Raw genomic sequence first — 16,826 nt, 5'->3', positions numbered from 1 at the left:
ATATAATATTAATGAGCGGTACCTTTTGTACCGCTCATTTTTATAAATTACCTCTTTTTAAATAGTATTAATTCTGGATTTTCAACATCTTTTTCATATGTACATATCATGATGAAATCCATATTTGCAATCACACCAAAGAACAGGCCATCCACAATTTCAGACTCCAATTGGTTTCCCAGATATGTAGTATTGTCATTTAAAAATTTAGCTTTGACTCCACTTGGCAATGGGTATTCTATGTTAACGTATTTACCCACTAGAGCATTAAGCTTGTCAAGCTTTGGCATCCCTTCTATTTGAAGCTCATTTATCTCTTTTACCAACTGCTCTTTAAATGCTTCAAACTCTCCATTGTCACTTAATTGCTCGTACTTTTTCCAATAGTTTAATGTAGGAAGTGTCTGCTGTAAGTACTCTCTAGCTTGCTCCTCTGAGATATTGTCATTTACCATGTTCTTAACACACACCTCAATCAGGTCATCCATGTTGCTATAGGTAAATGTTCCATCAGCATAGCACCATTTGCAATACTCTTCATTCAAAAATCCGTCCTTATCCTTGCCAATAATCTCATCCTCCAGCGGCATGCCGCAGCATTGACAGATGAGTTTATTAGGTGCACCTAGCAAAGTGTTAATGGATACATTGAATTCTTTCGAAAGCAATTTTAGTGTTTCTGTATTTGGGACGGTGTCGCCATTTTCCCATCTGGAAACTGCCTGCCTTGTAACAAAGATTTTATCTGCAAGCTCATCCTGGGACAATCCATTTTTTGTTCTAAGTTCTAACAATACATCCTTTGTCTGCATACTAATACCTCCTCTTGTTTATCTATATTGTAATATGCAGATTCTATTTGCACACGCAACTAGCTGTTGCGGGATTACATAGGCGTTCCAACTTCAATGAGATTTCCATCCAAATCGTAAAAGCGTACCACCCTCTGGCCCCAGCTATGGGTCATTAGCTTATTTACATATACCGTTTCAGGGTAGAGTTTTTCTAATTTTTCCACAAATCCTTCTATGTCTTTTTCCTCAAAATAAAGCTCACAAGAATTGTGCTTGTATGTGATATCCTGCCCTATAAAATCCTGCCAGATTTTCTTGTCCTGAAGTACTAACCCCTCCGTCAGAATCATGTTGCCATCGTTGTCTAGAAGCATATCAAGTCCAAATAAATCATGGTAATATATCTTTGACTTTTCAATGTCATTTACCACAATAAGAACATTTCTAAGTTTCATAGATTACTCCTTAAAATCTTTTTGCTATATAACTCTCTAAGCATTACAACAGTCCCTAGTAACTAGTCCTCTGATATATGGTCATGTAAATATGCCTGCCCCAAGCATATTCCGCCGTCACCTGGTGGAAGCTGTTCTGAGATATACACTTTAAATCCTTCGTCCTCTAATTTATCAATTGTTTTTTCTAGTAGAATTCTATTTAAGAATGTTCCTCCAGATAAAACAATTTGATTAATCTTTTCTCTCTTGCATATCGTATATACGTAGTCAGCAACAGCGTTGATGAAGGCATGTGCCAATTTAGCTCTTAATATATCAAAGCTATTTTTCTCTATCTCACTAGTATCATTAGACTCTTCTCTAATATCACTGTTATTTATATTATCTATTAAATGGTTTTGATTATACTTTGTTATCGCATTTACGATATTTATAAAGAGTTGTGTGGTATCGCCCTCTTCTGAAATCTTTAGCTCAATACTTTCATTTTCTTTGTCACAACCGCAAACTCCTGCTTTATCAAACGATGTATTATCACCTACAGTGGAAGCCAAATTTTCAAGCTCAATTGGCGCCTGTCCCTCATAGGAATTGTAACGGCACACATCCAACAAGGTAGATATAGCATCAAATAATCTCCCCATTGATGTGGATGTAACTGTATTTATATTGTTATCCAAAGCTGCCTCAATGAGCGTCGAATTAGTTCTTTCTTTTATCCAGTCAGGAATTTCAATGTCATTGTTATGAAGCATGCCAACTAATATAGTGTCGCAGTTTTTAGCCCCCTCATCTCCACCGATGAGCTTCATTGGTTTCAGATGAGCCACACGCTCCATTCTGCCATTTCCATCCCATCTAAAGACTTCGCTTCCCCAAATGGTTCCATCGTCTCCATACCCAGTTCCATCAAAGGCAAATCCCAATACTGGACCATCTAATTTATGCTCAGCAATGACTGATGCTACATGGGCCTTGTGATGCTGAACATAGGAAATAGGAAGTGAATTCTCACTTGCCTTATTTGCCGCTGCTGTCCTACTAAAGTATCCTGGATGCATGTCTGCCACTACAGAATTAGGGTTGAATCCAAATATAGTCCTCATTGCCTGCATCTCATTTTTGTAGAACTTCTGGCAGCTGACAGATTCCAAATCACCAAGATACTGGCTGACATATGCTAGTCCATTTTTCACATAACAAAAGCTAGACTTTAGATCTCCCCCTGCCGCAAATATCTCTCCAGCGGCATCTATAGAAATAGGATTAGGAACATGGCCTCTTCCTCGTCTGATAAACTGAGTTCTGCCCCTTACTATTTTCATAACAGAATCATCCATTGGTCTAAGAATTCTTCTGTTGTGAGACAGCATAGCAAGCTTAACTCCAGCCATCTCCTGTGATGCAGCTCTTTTTTCAAGCCACATTTTCATATTCAAATCTTCTGTTTCAAGTACATCTCCGCTTGCATTTCCACTTGTCATAATAAGCGGTCCGCATTCCTTTATAAGCATTATCTGCACTGGATTACATGGAAGCATAGCACCTATATCTGGACTTGTAAGACACACATTGTCAGCTATGTTTTTTGTTTCTTCTGTATTGCTTGAATCTGTTTTAGGGATTGTTTTCTTTTTATCTCTTACAGTCGCGCTTTCTTCCCATGAACTAATGCTTTTTCTTCTCACAAGTACAATAGGTCTCGCAGGGGACAAAAGCTCTGCCTCCTCTTTGTCATTAACATTACAGTACTTTCTAAGCTGTTCTATATTTTCAAACATAACAGCAAAAGCTTTTTCTTCTCTATGTTTTAGTCGTCTAAGTGCTGCCACTGCCTCTTCATCAAAGGGATTACAAGCCAGATGGTATCCTCCAATGTCCTTAATCGCCAAAATTCCGCCATTTTTCAAGGTTTCTACGGCTTTTTCAAGAGCATCTTCGTTACTGTTTTGTGGGCTATTTTCAGTTATTTCACCCGCTATAACTTTGTCTGAATTATTACTTGTGAACTTTCTGTGAACAGACTCGTTTGCAAGATTTCCTGCAAAATCATTTTCTTCTTTATTATGCTGATAGGCCGCAATCCCAGTAAATACAAGGGATGGACCACATTCTGGACATGCAATAGTCTGAGCGTGTCTACGCCTATCATCTTTTGCAGTGTACTCTGTCTTGCATTTTTCGCACATGCCAAAATCAGACATAGTGATTGTATCTCTGTCGTAAGGCAGCTTTTCAATAATAGAATACCTAGGCCCGCAAATAGTACAGCTAATAAATGGATGCCTGAACCTGCGATTTTTTCGATCAAGCAATTCCTTTTCGCACTCTGGGCATGTAGTTATATCAGCAGGAATCAGTGGCAGATTAGTCTTCTCATCCTGATTCGATTCTAGAATCCTAAAGCCAGTTTCTATTTCATTTTTTCCACGATTATCTGATACCTTACTGAAAACGCCCTGACCTTGCTCACTAGCTTCTTTAACTGAGTCTTGTCCTAGCCAATCTTCTCCTTCTAAAGATTCTTCCTCAACTTTTTCCACCTCAATGGAGCTGACAAATCCACCTGTTGGCACATCACAAGAAAGCCTGCGATAAAGCTCATCCAGACTAGCTTCACTTCCAACTGCAAGCACTGTAACTATCCCGCCAGTATTTCTCACCCAGCCTGCTATATTAAGTTCCTCCGCTATTCTTGCAACAAATGGACGATATCCTATCCCTTGCACCAGCCCTAAAATAGTATATTTTCTTATCATTAAATCAAGTCAATCCTACTTATTCTCTATCAATATTTAATCCACTTGAACTGAATCATATATCTCTTGTTATTTTATCACTTTCCCCCTCCATTCACTATCTCATCCCACCAAACTACTGCCTATTTACGATTTCTAATTTCAGGCAGTAGTGTTTTTTCATTTCACTACTGCCTATTTCCCAAAAATCCATCTAGGCAGTAACACTTTTCCATTTCTCTACTGCCTACTTCAAAAAAGCCAATCCAAACAGTAACTTTTCCAAAATCCTCTACTGCCTATTTCTCAAATTCCGTTCTAGGCAGTACCTTTCCCAAAATTTCCTACTGCCTATTTCCCAAAATCCATTCTAGGCAGTACCATTTCCCATTTTCTCTACTGCCTATTTCCCAAAAATCTATCCAGGCAGTAGTGTTTCCCACTTTCGCTACTGCCTATTTCCTATAATCCAATTCAGGCAGTAGTGTTTCCCACTTTCACTACTGCTTTTTTCCTATAATCCAATTCAGGCAGTAACACTTTTCAAATTCACTACTGCCTACTTTCAAAATTCCCATCCAAGCAGTAGACAGGAGAAAACAAGCACAAAAAAAGGACCAGATGAAATCATCTGGTCCTGAAATACTCTATGCCTGTGGTGCAGGTGCCTCTGCTGGCTTAGCAGCCTGAGCAGGTGCTGCGGCGCCGGCTGGTGCAGCTGGCTTAGCTGCTGGCTTTGGTGGCTCATAAGGTACATCTACGCTGTAGTTAACCTTTTCTGGGCCTGGCTCCTGGTAGCCTGGTGTGATAGAGAGACACTTCTTAGGGCACTTCTCTACACAGTAACCACACTGAACACAGTCGAAGCGATTGATTGTCCATGTCTTACCAGCTCTATCTACATTGATAGCACCTGGAGGACAGCTTCTCATACACATTCCACAAAGAATGCAATTATCTTTATCGATATCTACATGACCTCTTGTACGCTCTGGATACTCTCTAGCAACGAAAGGATACTGAGTAGTAGCTGGTGCAGAGAAGAGGTTCTTTAAAACTTGTTTAGTAAATGGTAAAAATTGTCCCATTTTTGACTCCTTCCAATTTATAATCTCGCTGATGTCAACAAACCCAATCCCGCCTGTCACGCACACAAGCCTGATAAGTTATTACCTCGACTGCATGTCTCGTTCATAACTATCAGAGCTTGTTTACTACAGGCTCATTCAAATAATTAAGTCAAAGATTGTTGCCTATCAGCTACTTAAAATTACTATCTCTCAGTACAGCTAATACATGGGTCGATTGTGAGCACTAAGAGTGGCACGTCACCATACTGGCATCCCTGCAATGTCTGAGTAAGAGCTGGGATGTTAGCAAATGTAGGTGTGCGGACTCTGAATCTATCCAAGAACTTTGTGCCGTTAGCACGTACATGATAGAATGCCTCACCTCTTGGCTGCTCAACACGGATGATTGACTCACCGTTTGGCATACCTGTAACCTTTGTATTAATCTCTGTATCAGGAATCTTAGCTACAGCCTGTCTGATAATATCGATAGACTGGAAGATTTCACCAATACGAACCTCGCAACGAGCATATGAATCGCACTTGTTTGAAGTGATAACTTCAAAATCGATCTCGTTGTATGCTGCGTAGCCATTCTTTCTCATATCTACGTTGATACCAGATGCTCTCATCATAGGGCCAACAGCACCACGACGGATTGCATCCTCGCCAGTAAGAATACCAACATCTACAAGACGGCTCTTAACTGTGTAATCATTAAGGAAGATGCTTGTTGTGTCGCGGATTTCCTTTTCCATCTCATCAAGCTGACGAACGAAATCCTTGAGCATATCGTTAGGCATATCCTTAAGAACACCACCGATTGTATTAACTGAGAAAATCACACGACCACCTGTTGATGCCTCGAACATATCAAGGATACGCTCACGAAGTCTCCATGAATGCATGAAGAGTGACTCGAATCCAAAACCATCAGCAAGTAATCCAAGCCATAATAAGTGGCTGTGAAGACGGCTCATCTCACACCAGATTGTACGAAGGAACTCTGCACGGCGAGGAACCTCAACATTCATGATGTCCTCAAGTGCCATACAGTATCCCATACCATGCATGTATGAGCAGATACCGCAAATACGTTCTGCAACGTATACCATTTCGTTAAAGTCTTTCTTGCTAGTAAGACTCTCAAGACCTCTGTGAATAAATCCAATAGAAGGAATAGCAGCTAAAACCTTCTCGTCCTCCAAAACTAAGTCAAGATGGATAGGCTCTGGAAGAACAGGATGCTGTGGGCCATAAGGTACTATACTTCTCTTTCCCATGCTACTCACCCTCCTTTTCGATAAATGGTGTCTCTACATCGATGCGGTAAAGCTTGTCGTGTAAATCTACCTTGATATTTTCTACATTAAGTCCCCAAAGCTCGTGCATCTCATTCTCATAATAGATAGCTGACTTGTATACACGAGAGATTGATGGAACATCCTCGTCCTTCTCTACGATAAGACGATAGTTAGCAAACTCATATCCATTTGCAAATGAATATGTAACTTCATAGTGATTTTCTGCCTTTGGGAAAGAGCAGCAAATCTGGCAAAGTCTCCAAAGAGCATTCTTTTTCTCCATGATGACCTGGAGGAGCTCTGCCTTATCAATTAAATACATATCTTTTTTAATTTCCTGCATAATATCCTCCTAATTAATTTGCCTTTTCTGAAGCCTTAAGAGCTGCAGCCTTTTCCTTGAAAAGAGCAACACCCTTAACAACACCATCAATGATTGACTCTGGACGAGCAGCGCATCCTGGAACATAGATATCAACAGGAATAACTGTGTCAGCGCCACCCTTGATGTTGTAGCACTCTTTGAAAATACCGCCTGTACATGCACATGTACCTACAGCGATAACTACCTTTGGCTGTGGCATCTGCTCATAAATCTGCTTAACAACATCAGCGTTCTGAGAGTTGATACCACCAGTAATGAGGAAAATATCAGCATGCATTGGGTTACCTGTATTAATAACGCCAAAACGCTCAACATCATAAACAGGTGTAGTACATGCCAAAACCTCTATATCACATCCATTACAGCTACTTCCATCATAATGGAGTAGCCATGGCGATTTATGTATTGTACTCATTTAACGTTCCTCCTAATAATGAAACAGGCATTAGCCTTTAATAATCTCTAACAAGAATAAATTCATTCCAGCCGCAACAATTGTCACGCCCCAAGCAAGCTTGAGCATAAGCTGCCATTTTACTCTTGCAGATGTGTTGTCGATGAGAATCTCAAGGAACCATACAACAAGGATTGCGGCAACTGCACCGATTACTGACAAAATGTTGTTTGTAAGGAAGAACAATCCAACTATACCAAGAAGAATACCGTTTTCATACCACTCAGCCAGGGTAACCATTGCATATTCTTTACCAACCATCTCAGATGTAACACCCTTGATAACCTCTTGGTGTGCATGGTGAGAAGTTGCAATATCAAATGGTGACTTTCTGAACTTGATTGTAAGGATAAATACAAATCCTACAAAGAATCCAGGAAGATACATAATGTATGGCGAAGCTGTTCCTGCAATAATCTCTGAAATATTGAATGTCTCAGCTGCAAGATAGAAACCTACTGCAACTAAAAGCTCCATTGGCTCACATGACATAATCTGAACAAGCTCTCTATGAGTACCCTGTGCAGAGTATGGTGAGTGAGTAGATGTAGATGCAAGAATCAAAAACATCGCTGCTGTTGAAAGTGAAAATACAACAAGCAAAAGGTCAAAACCTGCGAAGAAGAGAATTCCTGAAAGTACGATGAAGCATAAATATGAACGAATCATAAATAGCTGTGACTTGTTAGCTGTAAGGAACTCCTTTTCAAAAAGCTTCTTTAAATCAAAGAATGGCTGAAGGACTGATGGGCCTCTTCTGCCCTGCATACGTGCAGAAATTTTACGATCAAAGCCATCTAATAAACCGATAATAAATGGGCAAAGAATCAAGTAGCAGATGGCAAAAATAACACGTGTTTGAATTGTCATTAGAATGCACCTCCTACTACGATAATCATGTAAACAATAATGATGAATGTTGAAATCATGATAGCTGGTGTAAATAACTTCTTCTCACCCATGATGTCTTCCATATAGAAGTTTGCAATGTGCATCTCCTTTGGATCACCAGTAGCTGATACGAAATTGAAGTTGTCACCAACATTGGCACCACCCATGTATGTGATAACCTGCTTTGCCTTTGTACCCTTTGTCATCAAGTAATTGATGCATGGGATAACAAATACACCAACAAGAAGCACAATCATGATAATGATGTTCTGGTATGAAATAACCTGCTTTACTGTTCCAAACATATCCTCTGAAAGTGGCTTAAGAACATTCTCAGATAACCATGGGAAACCAAGGATAAGTGCAACCATCATAAATGCATGGAAGAACATTGAGATGTACTCATTCTTCTTAGTAAGGTCTCTTGACTTCTCCTTTGGTGAAGCACCAAGAATCTTTGATAACCACTTTGTCCAGTAGAACATTGTAGTTGCTGAACCAAAGCAGATGAAAAGTACCATAAGTGATGATACATAAACTGAGCTTGTATCGATGAATGCCTTGAGTGCTGCCCACTTAGAAATAAGCATACCAAATGGTGCAAGGAACATGCCTGCAATACCAATCATAAGGATAACAGCAAGCTTAGGGAAGATTGCCATAAGACCTTGCATATCCTCAACATCACGGCTACCTGTTGTGTTCTCGATAGCACCAACGCACTGGAAGAGCATTGACTTTGAAACAGCGTGGAAAATTACAAGGAATACTGCTGCCCAAATTGTCTCTTCGTAACCGCAACCTGTACAAGCAACAATCAAACCGAGGTTTGAAATTGTAGAGTAAGCAAGTACCTTTTTGCCATCTGAAACTGAGATAGCAAGGCAAGATGCAGCAAGGAAAGTAAAGCCACCGATAAGGGCAACCATGTTTCCTACGTAGTTGTCAGCCATAGCAGCTGAGATACGGATAAGAAGATATACACCAGCCTTTACCATTGTGGCACTGTGAAGAAGTGCTGATGAAGGTGTAGGTGCAACCATGGCGCCAAGCAACCATCCTGAGAATGGGAACTGTGCTGACTTTGTAAGTGCTGCAAATGCAAGACATGCAATTGGTAACAAGAAAATAAGTGTATGAGCACCTGCGCCGTGTTCAATTGCAAGATTAATAATGTCGTAAAGATTAACTGTGTTAAATGCAAGGATGCCAACTGCAATAGCTGCTGCAATGCCGCAACCACCGAGAAGGTTCATCCATAAAGCCTTGAATGAATTGTTGATTGCCTCGTCTGAACGAGTGTAACCAATAAGAAGGAATGATGTAACTGATGTAATCTCCCAGAAGAAATACATCCAAATAAGGCTCTGTGAGAACACGAGACCAAACATCGCTCCAAAGAAAACAAAAATCATAGCAAGGAAAAAGCTACGTCTGTCTGTAAGCTCCTTGTGATGATGAATGTGATAGCCATGCATGTAACCTACAGCATAGATACCGATTAATGAACCAACAACACCGATGATAAGAATCATAACAAGTGTAAGCCAGTCAAAACGAAGGGCTGGGAGTTCCTCAAGCTCCGGTCCAAAAAATTCTAAGCCTGCCACAAGCAATGTCTGCACGATTGCAAGCAAAGAAATGACTCCCTTCTTGTACTTAAATGAAAGATATGTGATAAGACACATCAAGAAAAGATCACCAAAAAGAATGACACCATCAAATGCCTCTCTATAAGGTAAATCAAAGTCCAGAGTCTGGCCTCCAGCCAAATACCACTGAACAGCTGTAAAAACTGAAAGAACTATAACAATTCCACAGCCGAGATAGACGAAAAATGCTCTGCACTTAGAGTTGTGAATAACTGCAGGCAAAATCGCCCAGAGAAATGGTAAACAGATTAACGCTGTTACTAACATTTCCATAAGTGTTTCCTCCTTTTACTTTAAGTCCCTTTATATGAATTCCCTAAAAAATCAGGGAAATCGGGTCTATGTATGCCCATTTTTTCACAAATAATACTATACCACATTTGAAACCCCTTGTGTTTTTTTTAACAAAAAATACAGGCAATCTCTGTTCTAAATTTGATACAAATTTTAATGTAGATTTAAGTCATTTTTACCATAGATATTTCAAGGAATTTTGTTCCATCCCTCCCACCTATTTGTCCACAAAAAATAGAGTTTTGCATTGCAAAACTCTATTAATACCAGCCGATATTTTCCCTTTAAGTAAAAAAGCAGAGCCAAATGCTCTGCTTAGTGCTTGGTTTAGTGAATTAGTTTTTCTGTGGTTGCATTTTTTTTAGCTGACGTCTCAGTCTAAAGTTATCAACTCTAACCATCAGCATTTTCACTCGCAAGATTAACACCTTCATCATCAATCCCTACCTCGCCATTTTTCCATTACCCAGCGACTCTAATCGCCAGCCTAAAAGGGTCCCCACTCCTTTAGGCCACATCAAAAATTGCAAAACAAAAAATGTTCACAATCTCTACTAAGAAAATATCACTACATAGACTCGCATACAACCGATTGGCAAGAATGGACTTTATTTGGCAAAATAGTTACATCTCATAATTTTTAGCAAAAAAATAACCAGCTACCATAAGGTAACTGGTTAAGAATTATTGATTTAATTTGTCTAAGAGTTTGATTGCTGCACGGCGCTTAGCTTCAAATGCTGCGACACCTGCACCTGCACTAGATACACCTGCTAGGCCCACAAACCATTTACCTCTTTCGAGAATACCTTTAACTGTTATTTTCTCTGGCTTTTCTTCCTGAGGCTTTGGAACAACTGGAGCTGGAGTAGGTTGCTCAAGTGAAGGATTTTCCATCTCCTGAATGATTTCATCTGCCATCTCTGCGATGCCATAATCTGCTCCAGAAGAATGTGATGTACTTCCAACGAATGATGTTGGAACTGCCTCATCCTCTATTTCTTCAAGTTCCTCTTCTATCTCTTCAACAACCTCTGGCTCTTCTGGCTGTGCTTGGATTGGGACTTCTCCAACCTCTTCTGGCTCTTCCTCTTCTGCAGGTTCAAGAATACTCAATTCCTCTTCTGTAATACCAAAACGCTCTTCAAAAGCTGTCTTAGCCTCTTCAAGCTTTTCCTCAGCTGTTACTAGATTATCAGATGCCTCAGTATAGCTAGCCTCCGCCTTTTCTAGGCTGATTTCAAATGAAGTAACAACTGCAGATGTATTTACAATCTCGGTATAGTTGTCCTCTATCGTAGACATCTGTGCGCGAAGAGTTGTAAGTCTATTGTTAGCTGTAAGCATTCGAGTCTTAGCAACATTAACTGTACCCAACAGTCTGTAGTATGAGTTAATCATCTCCGTTAGAGAATCGCTAAAAGCCCTGTTTTCATATTCAGAAACAACCTCTGAATATACATGCTGTTGCTCTATTTTAAGAATATCTCTGCTAGCTAGATAATCAACTATTGCTCCGTCTCCTCTAACAGCAACATATTCGTCTAAAGTAGCAGCCGCCTCAGCTTCCGAGTTATAGCGTCTATCTGTATATCTCTCAGGGATGAAAAAATGTTCTCCCGCTACGTTATAAAATACATCGTATTTGGATTCTACTGATATTGTATTGCCGTTATAACTCTTTGTCCCACTAACAAAATCAACAAATACATTTGAAAATACTTCACCATTCTCATATGAAGTATAAACATTTTTCCAATAATCTTTGCCATCCTGAATAGTAATAGGATCGATTGTCCGATAATCTTCCTCGTTGCCCTGGTAGTCTCTATTAAACATAAGATGACTCACATATCTAAGAGCAAAACTGCCTGACAGAGAATAATAATTGTCAATTTCTATAAGATTATCTGGAGAAAGTCTCTCAGCATCGTCCTTAGAAATATAGACCTCTTCGCCGTCCTTATTAGTGTAATGGAAGACCTTTTCGCGAGTAGATATTTTTATCTCTCCAGTCTCATCATCTATCTCATATTTGTACTCTGCAGCGCCTGTACGAAGAGTCTCTCCATCCTCGTCTACAACATCGTACTCAACGGTAACATATCCATCTTCCTCTGAGTCATACATGCAGAAATTAGAAACCGACTGGCCATCGGATATTTTCTCTGTCTCTGGAATGTAGTAATACTCAACGACAGTGGAAATATACTTGTCTATAGCAAGAGCGTTTGTACCGCCTCTGCCACCATTGGCACCATTTCTAATAGAAAGAAGGCCTGTGGCACCTGCCTCTACCAGCTCTGCCTTGCGAGCCTTGAGCTCCGCTTCTAAATCATCAACAGCATCCATAGCCTCAGTGAGGGCTGCCTCAGCCTCCTGAATCTCAGCCGCTGTCATATCCTTTTGTGTATTGTACTCATCAAGTATTGCATTATAAGCTGAAACCGCCTGATTGTACGCATCCAAAGCGTCGTTGTAATTGATCTCGGCCTGGTCAAATGTAGCCCTAGCCTCATCAACTGTGGCCTGAGCATTCTCTATCACAAGAGACGCTTCATCAGAAGTGGTCTCCTCATTATTAATAACCACAACAGCATTATCGGTCTGCTCAGATGCTGAGGCTGCTGCGTCCTTAGCATCTCCGGTAGCTGAAACTGCATTATCAATAGTTGCCGCTGCATCATCGAAATTAAAATCCTGTGGATTAACCTGCTCCCTGGCAGATGTAGAAAGTCTAGTCTCTGTTGAGGCCTCAGAAGGTGTATTTTCGCCCTCCTCTGCAGAAGCCGCTACCGCCTGTTGCCCATCAGCTGAAGGTTCTGCTTCTGGCTCAGCCGAAGGCTCTGCAGCCTGCTCAACACCTGGCTCCTCAGCAACCTCTGCCTGCTCCTGCACTACTGCAGGTGTGTCTTCTGATTCTTCTGTTTCTTCAGATTCAGGGATATCAGCTTTAGGCTCCTCGGAACTGTTATTTTTAGACGCGAAAACAGAGCTCCCAGAATCCTCTGGAACCTCAGATGCATGTACTGGAAATGACACAGTACCGGCTATGAAAAATGCCGACAAGCCTAATGCTGCCAGTCTTGTAGTGCGTCTCTTCATAACTTAACCCTAAGTCCTACTCTCCCTAAATTTTATTATCGTTGCTATTAGCGTAACAAAAAACGAGTTAGAATCAATAGTTTTGGCAAAATAAAACATTATTTGGCAACTATTCGCAAAAACTATAAATTCTAACTCTTAGTTGTCCAATAACCTTATCGGTTACTGAACTGATAATCTTTAATTTGTTGACTAATTTCTGCAATTTTCCTAGCTGAAATTGGGAATATAGTCTTGTCATCCATGTATATATCACCACCATCAACATAGTCGATATAGTCCATATTGATAATGATTCCTCGATTGACCATGATAAAGCGCTTGTCATCTCCAGCCATCTTTAAAAACTCACCAGAAGTAAGGCGAACTCTGTTAGTAACTCCATCTGCCCTGTTAATCTCAAGATAGTGACCATCTGTGGTAACTGAAATAATGTCCTTGAGATGAATCTTCTCTTCTAAGGCCCCAACTGTGATTTTAATAAATGCCTCATCCATAGGTGTATGCTCAATTATCTCATCAAGCACCTGCTTAATGCGCTGAAGTGTAAATGGCTTTGTAACATAGTCAAATGCATGTAATGAAAATGCATCTGGATAATGCCCCTCAGACGCTGTCATGAAAATAAGGAATGTGCGCTCTGTCAAATCTCTCAGCCTCTTGGCAGTTGCGATACCATCCATATCTGGCATAAAAATGTCCATAAACACTATATCGTAACGCCTATTTGACAGTCCCTCTATAAACTCCTGACCGCTAGCGAACCCCTCTACTTCCATGTGTATTTCTTTTTCAGCCGCGATCTTCTCCACCATCATTTGAAGCTGCATTCTAAAGATGCTCTCATCGTCTATAACTGCAATTCTCATGTAGGCCTCCCCAAGAAAAATCTATCACTTAAAATAATACCACAAAAGCGCTATATTGATAATGAAAAAAATAAAAATATTAGATATAATAAACATTATATTTAATAACAAATTAACTTTTGCACAATTTCTTATTTACAGTAAAAAGGATTTTCCAAATGGAAGCTTTATATCGCAATGTTACATATATAAATATTATTCTAGCTCTAGCCGGCGCCACCTCAATCCACCTAGGTGCCAGCTTTTTAAAGCGCGAGAGACACTCCCAGGGCTTTTTCAAATATTCCGTTTTCCTTCTCGCTTTGGGAAATGGTCTATGTTGTCTGGGATATTCAATCATGTCCCTCAGTCCAAATATTATTTATTCATATTACTTCCGTGTAATAGGTCTCTTTGGAATTGAAATTTATCTTATTGCGGAGATACTTCTTGTCACAAGCTGTCTCCATTTCAGCCACACAGCCGAATTCTTCATTATATTCTTCACTTCGGTTGCAGCTTTTTTTGACTTAATTATTTACGGCCATCCAGCTTCTAATAAATTTATTCGCTATGCAACTTACAACTTCACAAGCTACGTTAAAAACGACCCTTATCGTGTACTTTTTCATTATTCATACATATGCCTTTTGGGTCTGTTTATGTTTATCATGGCTTGCGTTTGGGCAAAGACATCTTCATATCGAAGAGACAAGCGACTGATTGTTTTTGCTTTTATTTCAAATATTATTCTGGCTCTTTCAACAATACCTGACTATCTGAAGCTAACCTACGATGTGCATTTGCCTCATATTTACTACTGCACAGGAATATTCCTTGCATTCGTAGTATTTTTTATGGCATCAAATAGCTACATGACTTTTTACATTACCGTAAACAGTATCAGTAGGGATATTTTCTCCACATTAGGTACAGGACTTTTAGTTTTTGACACCAACTACCATCTTAATATGGCAAATGAATATGCTAAGAGACTTTTAGGCCTAAACAAGGAGCCTCACCGTATACGTTTAAAGGAAATTTTCCAGCTTAATCCAGGTGAGCCTCTGCAGATGTTTGAAAAAGCTACTGATGGCCTTTCAATCGACTATCGTCTCACTGCAGAAGTCACAGGCAAGGTTGTCCTTGTAAATTTCTCCTGCAAAATGGATAGAAACCAAGAGCCTATGTGCTACATTTTGGTTGCCACTGATCTTACAGAAGAAAATCATCTTATTAAGGAAGCTCAGGCAGCTAATGAAGCTAAATCAGAATTCATCAGCAACATTTCTCACGAAATACGTACACCTATCAATATTATTTCCGGTATGGATGAGCTGATTTTGCGAGAATGTACAGACGAGCAGATTATTAAGTACGCTGACAATATCAGTGTTGCTTCTAAGAATCTTACCTCCCTTATTAATGATGTACTTGATATTTCAAAAATCGAATCTGGCAAGCTTGAGATTTGCTCTTTCGATTACTCAATCAAAACTGTCCTCAGGGACTGCTACAACATGTTCATAAGCCTTGCAGATAAGAAGCATCAGGCACTTGATTTCATCTGCAACCCAGATTTACCAAAGACACTAAAAGGCGATGAAATCCGAATCAAACAGATTCTTTCTAACCTGATTTCAAATGCCTTGAAATATACTCCTGAAAACGGAAAAATTTCTGCAACTATCGACTTTAAGGAGACAGCTAACCCAGACTCTCTGCTACTTATTATCAAAATCAAAGATAATGGTATTGGTATCAGAGACGAGGATCTTCCTTATGTATTTGATAACTTCCAGAGATTTGAGCTACAGCGCAACCGTACTATCCAGGGAACAGGTCTTGGTCTTTCAATCACCAAAAATCTTATTACTTTGCTTCACGGTGATATCTCTGTTGAAAGTACCTATGGCTGCGGAAGTACATTTACTGTAAAAGTACCTCAGACTATATCAGACCACTCTCCTATTGGTCCGATTTCTGATTACAAATACACTGGCAAAATCCGTAAATACGAATCTTCATTTGTGGCACCTAATGCTAAGATTCTCACAGTGGATGATGTACAGATGAACCTTGATGTATTCTGTGGATTGCTTAAGAAAACTCAGGTACAAATTGACTGTGCTCTTACTGGCGCAGAGGCTCTTTCACTGATGGGCTCTACCAAGTATGACTTGATTTTCTTAGATCACATGATGCCAGAAATGGACGGCGTAGAGGTGCTTAAGAGACTTCGTGAAGACACCACAAGCCTCAGCCATGATGTGCCTGTTATTATGCTGACAGCTAATGCCACAATGGGTGCAGACCAGAAGTATCTAGAGGATGGCTTCACCGACTACCTTTCAAAGCCTATTCAGCCTACACAGCTTGACGAGATGGTGCTAAAGCATCTGCCTGAGGAATTGATTTCCTATGTGAATACAAGCAACGATACACCAACTAGCGATTCACCTAGTGATTTAATGCATGCCCTTGATTTTATAGATGCAAATGCAGGCCTTGAATTTGCCGCTGGCGACGAAGATTTCTATCGTCAAATTCTAAATACATACGTCACCGAGGACAAGCGACCACAGCTCAATGAACTCTTAGAAAAAGAGGACTGGCCTAATTATCAAATAGTGGCTCACGCATTAAAGGGCACCTCACTTACCATCGGTGCATCGGAACTTTCGGCTGCTGCAAAAGCATTAGAACTTGCTGTAAAAGAGGACAATTTAGACTACATAAAACAGCACCATAATTCAGTAATGGAGCAGTACGGAATACTCCTGGAAAAAATAAAAAATGCGTTGCAAATAACAAGTTAATTTAGTATACTAGT

At 40.0% G+C, this 16,826-nt stretch carries 12 protein-coding genes; 1 reads left to right on the top strand and 11 read right to left on the bottom strand.

Annotation, left to right across the window (positions count from 1 at the left end):
* Positions 1-47 precede the first annotated feature (47 nt).
* The 11 genes from BLP50_RS08155 to BLP50_RS08105 form a co-directional block, all read right to left on the bottom strand.
* Complete coding sequence (locus BLP50_RS08155) at positions 48-812, bottom strand: zinc ribbon domain-containing protein (RefSeq protein ID WP_090153551.1); 765 nt, start codon at positions 810-812, stop codon at positions 48-50.
* Positions 813-886: 74 nt separating this feature from the next.
* Positions 887-1,249 (bottom strand): VOC family protein, encoded by a 363-nt coding sequence (locus tag BLP50_RS08150; RefSeq protein WP_090153549.1) that lies wholly within the window; start codon positions 1,247-1,249, stop codon positions 887-889.
* A 62-nt stretch (positions 1,250-1,311) separates the two neighbouring features.
* Entirely contained in the window at positions 1,312-4,011 is a 2,700-nt protein-coding gene (locus BLP50_RS08145; protein ID WP_090153545.1) for a carbamoyltransferase HypF, read from the bottom strand.
* A gap of 626 nt (positions 4,012-4,637) precedes the next feature.
* Positions 4,638-5,078, bottom strand: coding sequence for a 4Fe-4S dicluster domain-containing protein (locus BLP50_RS08140; RefSeq protein ID WP_090153543.1), 441 nt, complete (start codon positions 5,076-5,078; stop codon positions 4,638-4,640).
* A 185-nt stretch (positions 5,079-5,263) separates the two neighbouring features.
* Positions 5,264-6,343, bottom strand: coding sequence for a hydrogenase large subunit (locus BLP50_RS08135; protein WP_090153541.1), 1,080 nt, complete (start codon positions 6,341-6,343; stop codon positions 5,264-5,266).
* A gap of 1 nt (position 6,344) precedes the next feature.
* A complete protein-coding gene (locus BLP50_RS08130; RefSeq protein ID WP_090153539.1) occupies positions 6,345-6,707 on the bottom strand; it encodes an NADH-quinone oxidoreductase subunit C in 363 nt (120 codons plus the stop codon).
* Positions 6,708-6,720: 13 nt separating this feature from the next.
* Positions 6,721-7,164, bottom strand: coding sequence for an NADH-quinone oxidoreductase subunit B family protein (locus tag BLP50_RS08125; protein WP_090153537.1), 444 nt, complete (start codon positions 7,162-7,164; stop codon positions 6,721-6,723).
* Positions 7,165-7,194: 30 nt separating this feature from the next.
* Positions 7,195-8,073 (bottom strand): NADH-quinone oxidoreductase subunit H, encoded by an 879-nt coding sequence (locus BLP50_RS08120; protein ID WP_090153534.1) that lies wholly within the window; start codon positions 8,071-8,073, stop codon positions 7,195-7,197.
* Positions 8,073-10,019: an NADH-quinone oxidoreductase subunit 5 family protein gene (locus BLP50_RS08115; protein WP_090153532.1), complete on the bottom strand. Its 1,947-nt coding sequence runs from the start codon at positions 10,017-10,019 to the stop codon at positions 8,073-8,075. The genes BLP50_RS08120 and BLP50_RS08115 overlap by 1 nt, the downstream gene beginning before the upstream one ends.
* Before the next feature lie 705 nt (positions 10,020-10,724).
* Positions 10,725-13,145, bottom strand: a complete 2,421-nt coding sequence (locus BLP50_RS08110) for a hypothetical protein (RefSeq protein ID WP_090153529.1) — start codon at positions 13,143-13,145, stop codon at positions 10,725-10,727.
* Positions 13,146-13,300: 155 nt separating this feature from the next.
* Complete coding sequence (locus tag BLP50_RS08105) at positions 13,301-14,014, bottom strand: LytR/AlgR family response regulator transcription factor (RefSeq protein ID WP_090153527.1); 714 nt, start codon at positions 14,012-14,014, stop codon at positions 13,301-13,303.
* Positions 14,015-14,316: 302 nt separating this feature from the next.
* On the opposite strand from BLP50_RS08105, the gene BLP50_RS08100 reads away from it, so the two are divergent.
* Entirely contained in the window at positions 14,317-16,812 is a 2,496-nt protein-coding gene (locus BLP50_RS08100; protein WP_176753728.1) for an ATP-binding protein, read from the top strand.
* Positions 16,813-16,826 lie beyond the last annotated feature (14 nt).

This window comes from Pseudobutyrivibrio sp. AR14, assembly GCF_900101325.1.
GTDB lineage: Bacteria > Bacillota > Clostridia > Lachnospirales > Lachnospiraceae > Pseudobutyrivibrio.
The sequence above is the reverse complement of the archived record's forward strand: the minus strand, read 5'-3'. Positions and strand labels throughout refer to the sequence as shown.

What these genes read in the sequence shown, in the direction of transcription:
- BLP50_RS08155 (WP_090153551.1), bottom strand. Translation starts at nt 812, where the DNA reads ATGCAGACAAAGGATGTATTGTTAGAACTTAGAACAAAAAATGGATTG.
- BLP50_RS08150 (WP_090153549.1), bottom strand. Translation starts at nt 1,249, where the DNA reads ATGAAACTTAGAAATGTTCTTATTGTGGTAAATGACATTGAAAAGTCA.
- BLP50_RS08145 (WP_090153545.1), bottom strand. Translation starts at nt 4,011, where the DNA reads ATGATAAGAAAATATACTATTTTAGGGCTGGTGCAAGGGATAGGATAT.
- BLP50_RS08140 (WP_090153543.1), bottom strand. Translation starts at nt 5,078, where the DNA reads ATGGGACAATTTTTACCATTTACTAAACAAGTTTTAAAGAACCTCTTC.
- BLP50_RS08135 (WP_090153541.1), bottom strand. Translation starts at nt 6,343, where the DNA reads ATGGGAAAGAGAAGTATAGTACCTTATGGCCCACAGCATCCTGTTCTT.
- BLP50_RS08130 (WP_090153539.1), bottom strand. Translation starts at nt 6,707, where the DNA reads ATGCAGGAAATTAAAAAAGATATGTATTTAATTGATAAGGCAGAGCTC.
- BLP50_RS08125 (WP_090153537.1), bottom strand. Translation starts at nt 7,164, where the DNA reads ATGAGTACAATACATAAATCGCCATGGCTACTCCATTATGATGGAAGT.
- BLP50_RS08120 (WP_090153534.1), bottom strand. Translation starts at nt 8,073, where the DNA reads ATGACAATTCAAACACGTGTTATTTTTGCCATCTGCTACTTGATTCTT.
- BLP50_RS08115 (WP_090153532.1), bottom strand. Translation starts at nt 10,019, where the DNA reads ATGGAAATGTTAGTAACAGCGTTAATCTGTTTACCATTTCTCTGGGCG.
- BLP50_RS08110 (WP_090153529.1), bottom strand. Translation starts at nt 13,145, where the DNA reads ATGAAGAGACGCACTACAAGACTGGCAGCATTAGGCTTGTCGGCATTT.
- BLP50_RS08105 (WP_090153527.1), bottom strand. Translation starts at nt 14,014, where the DNA reads ATGAGAATTGCAGTTATAGACGATGAGAGCATCTTTAGAATGCAGCTT.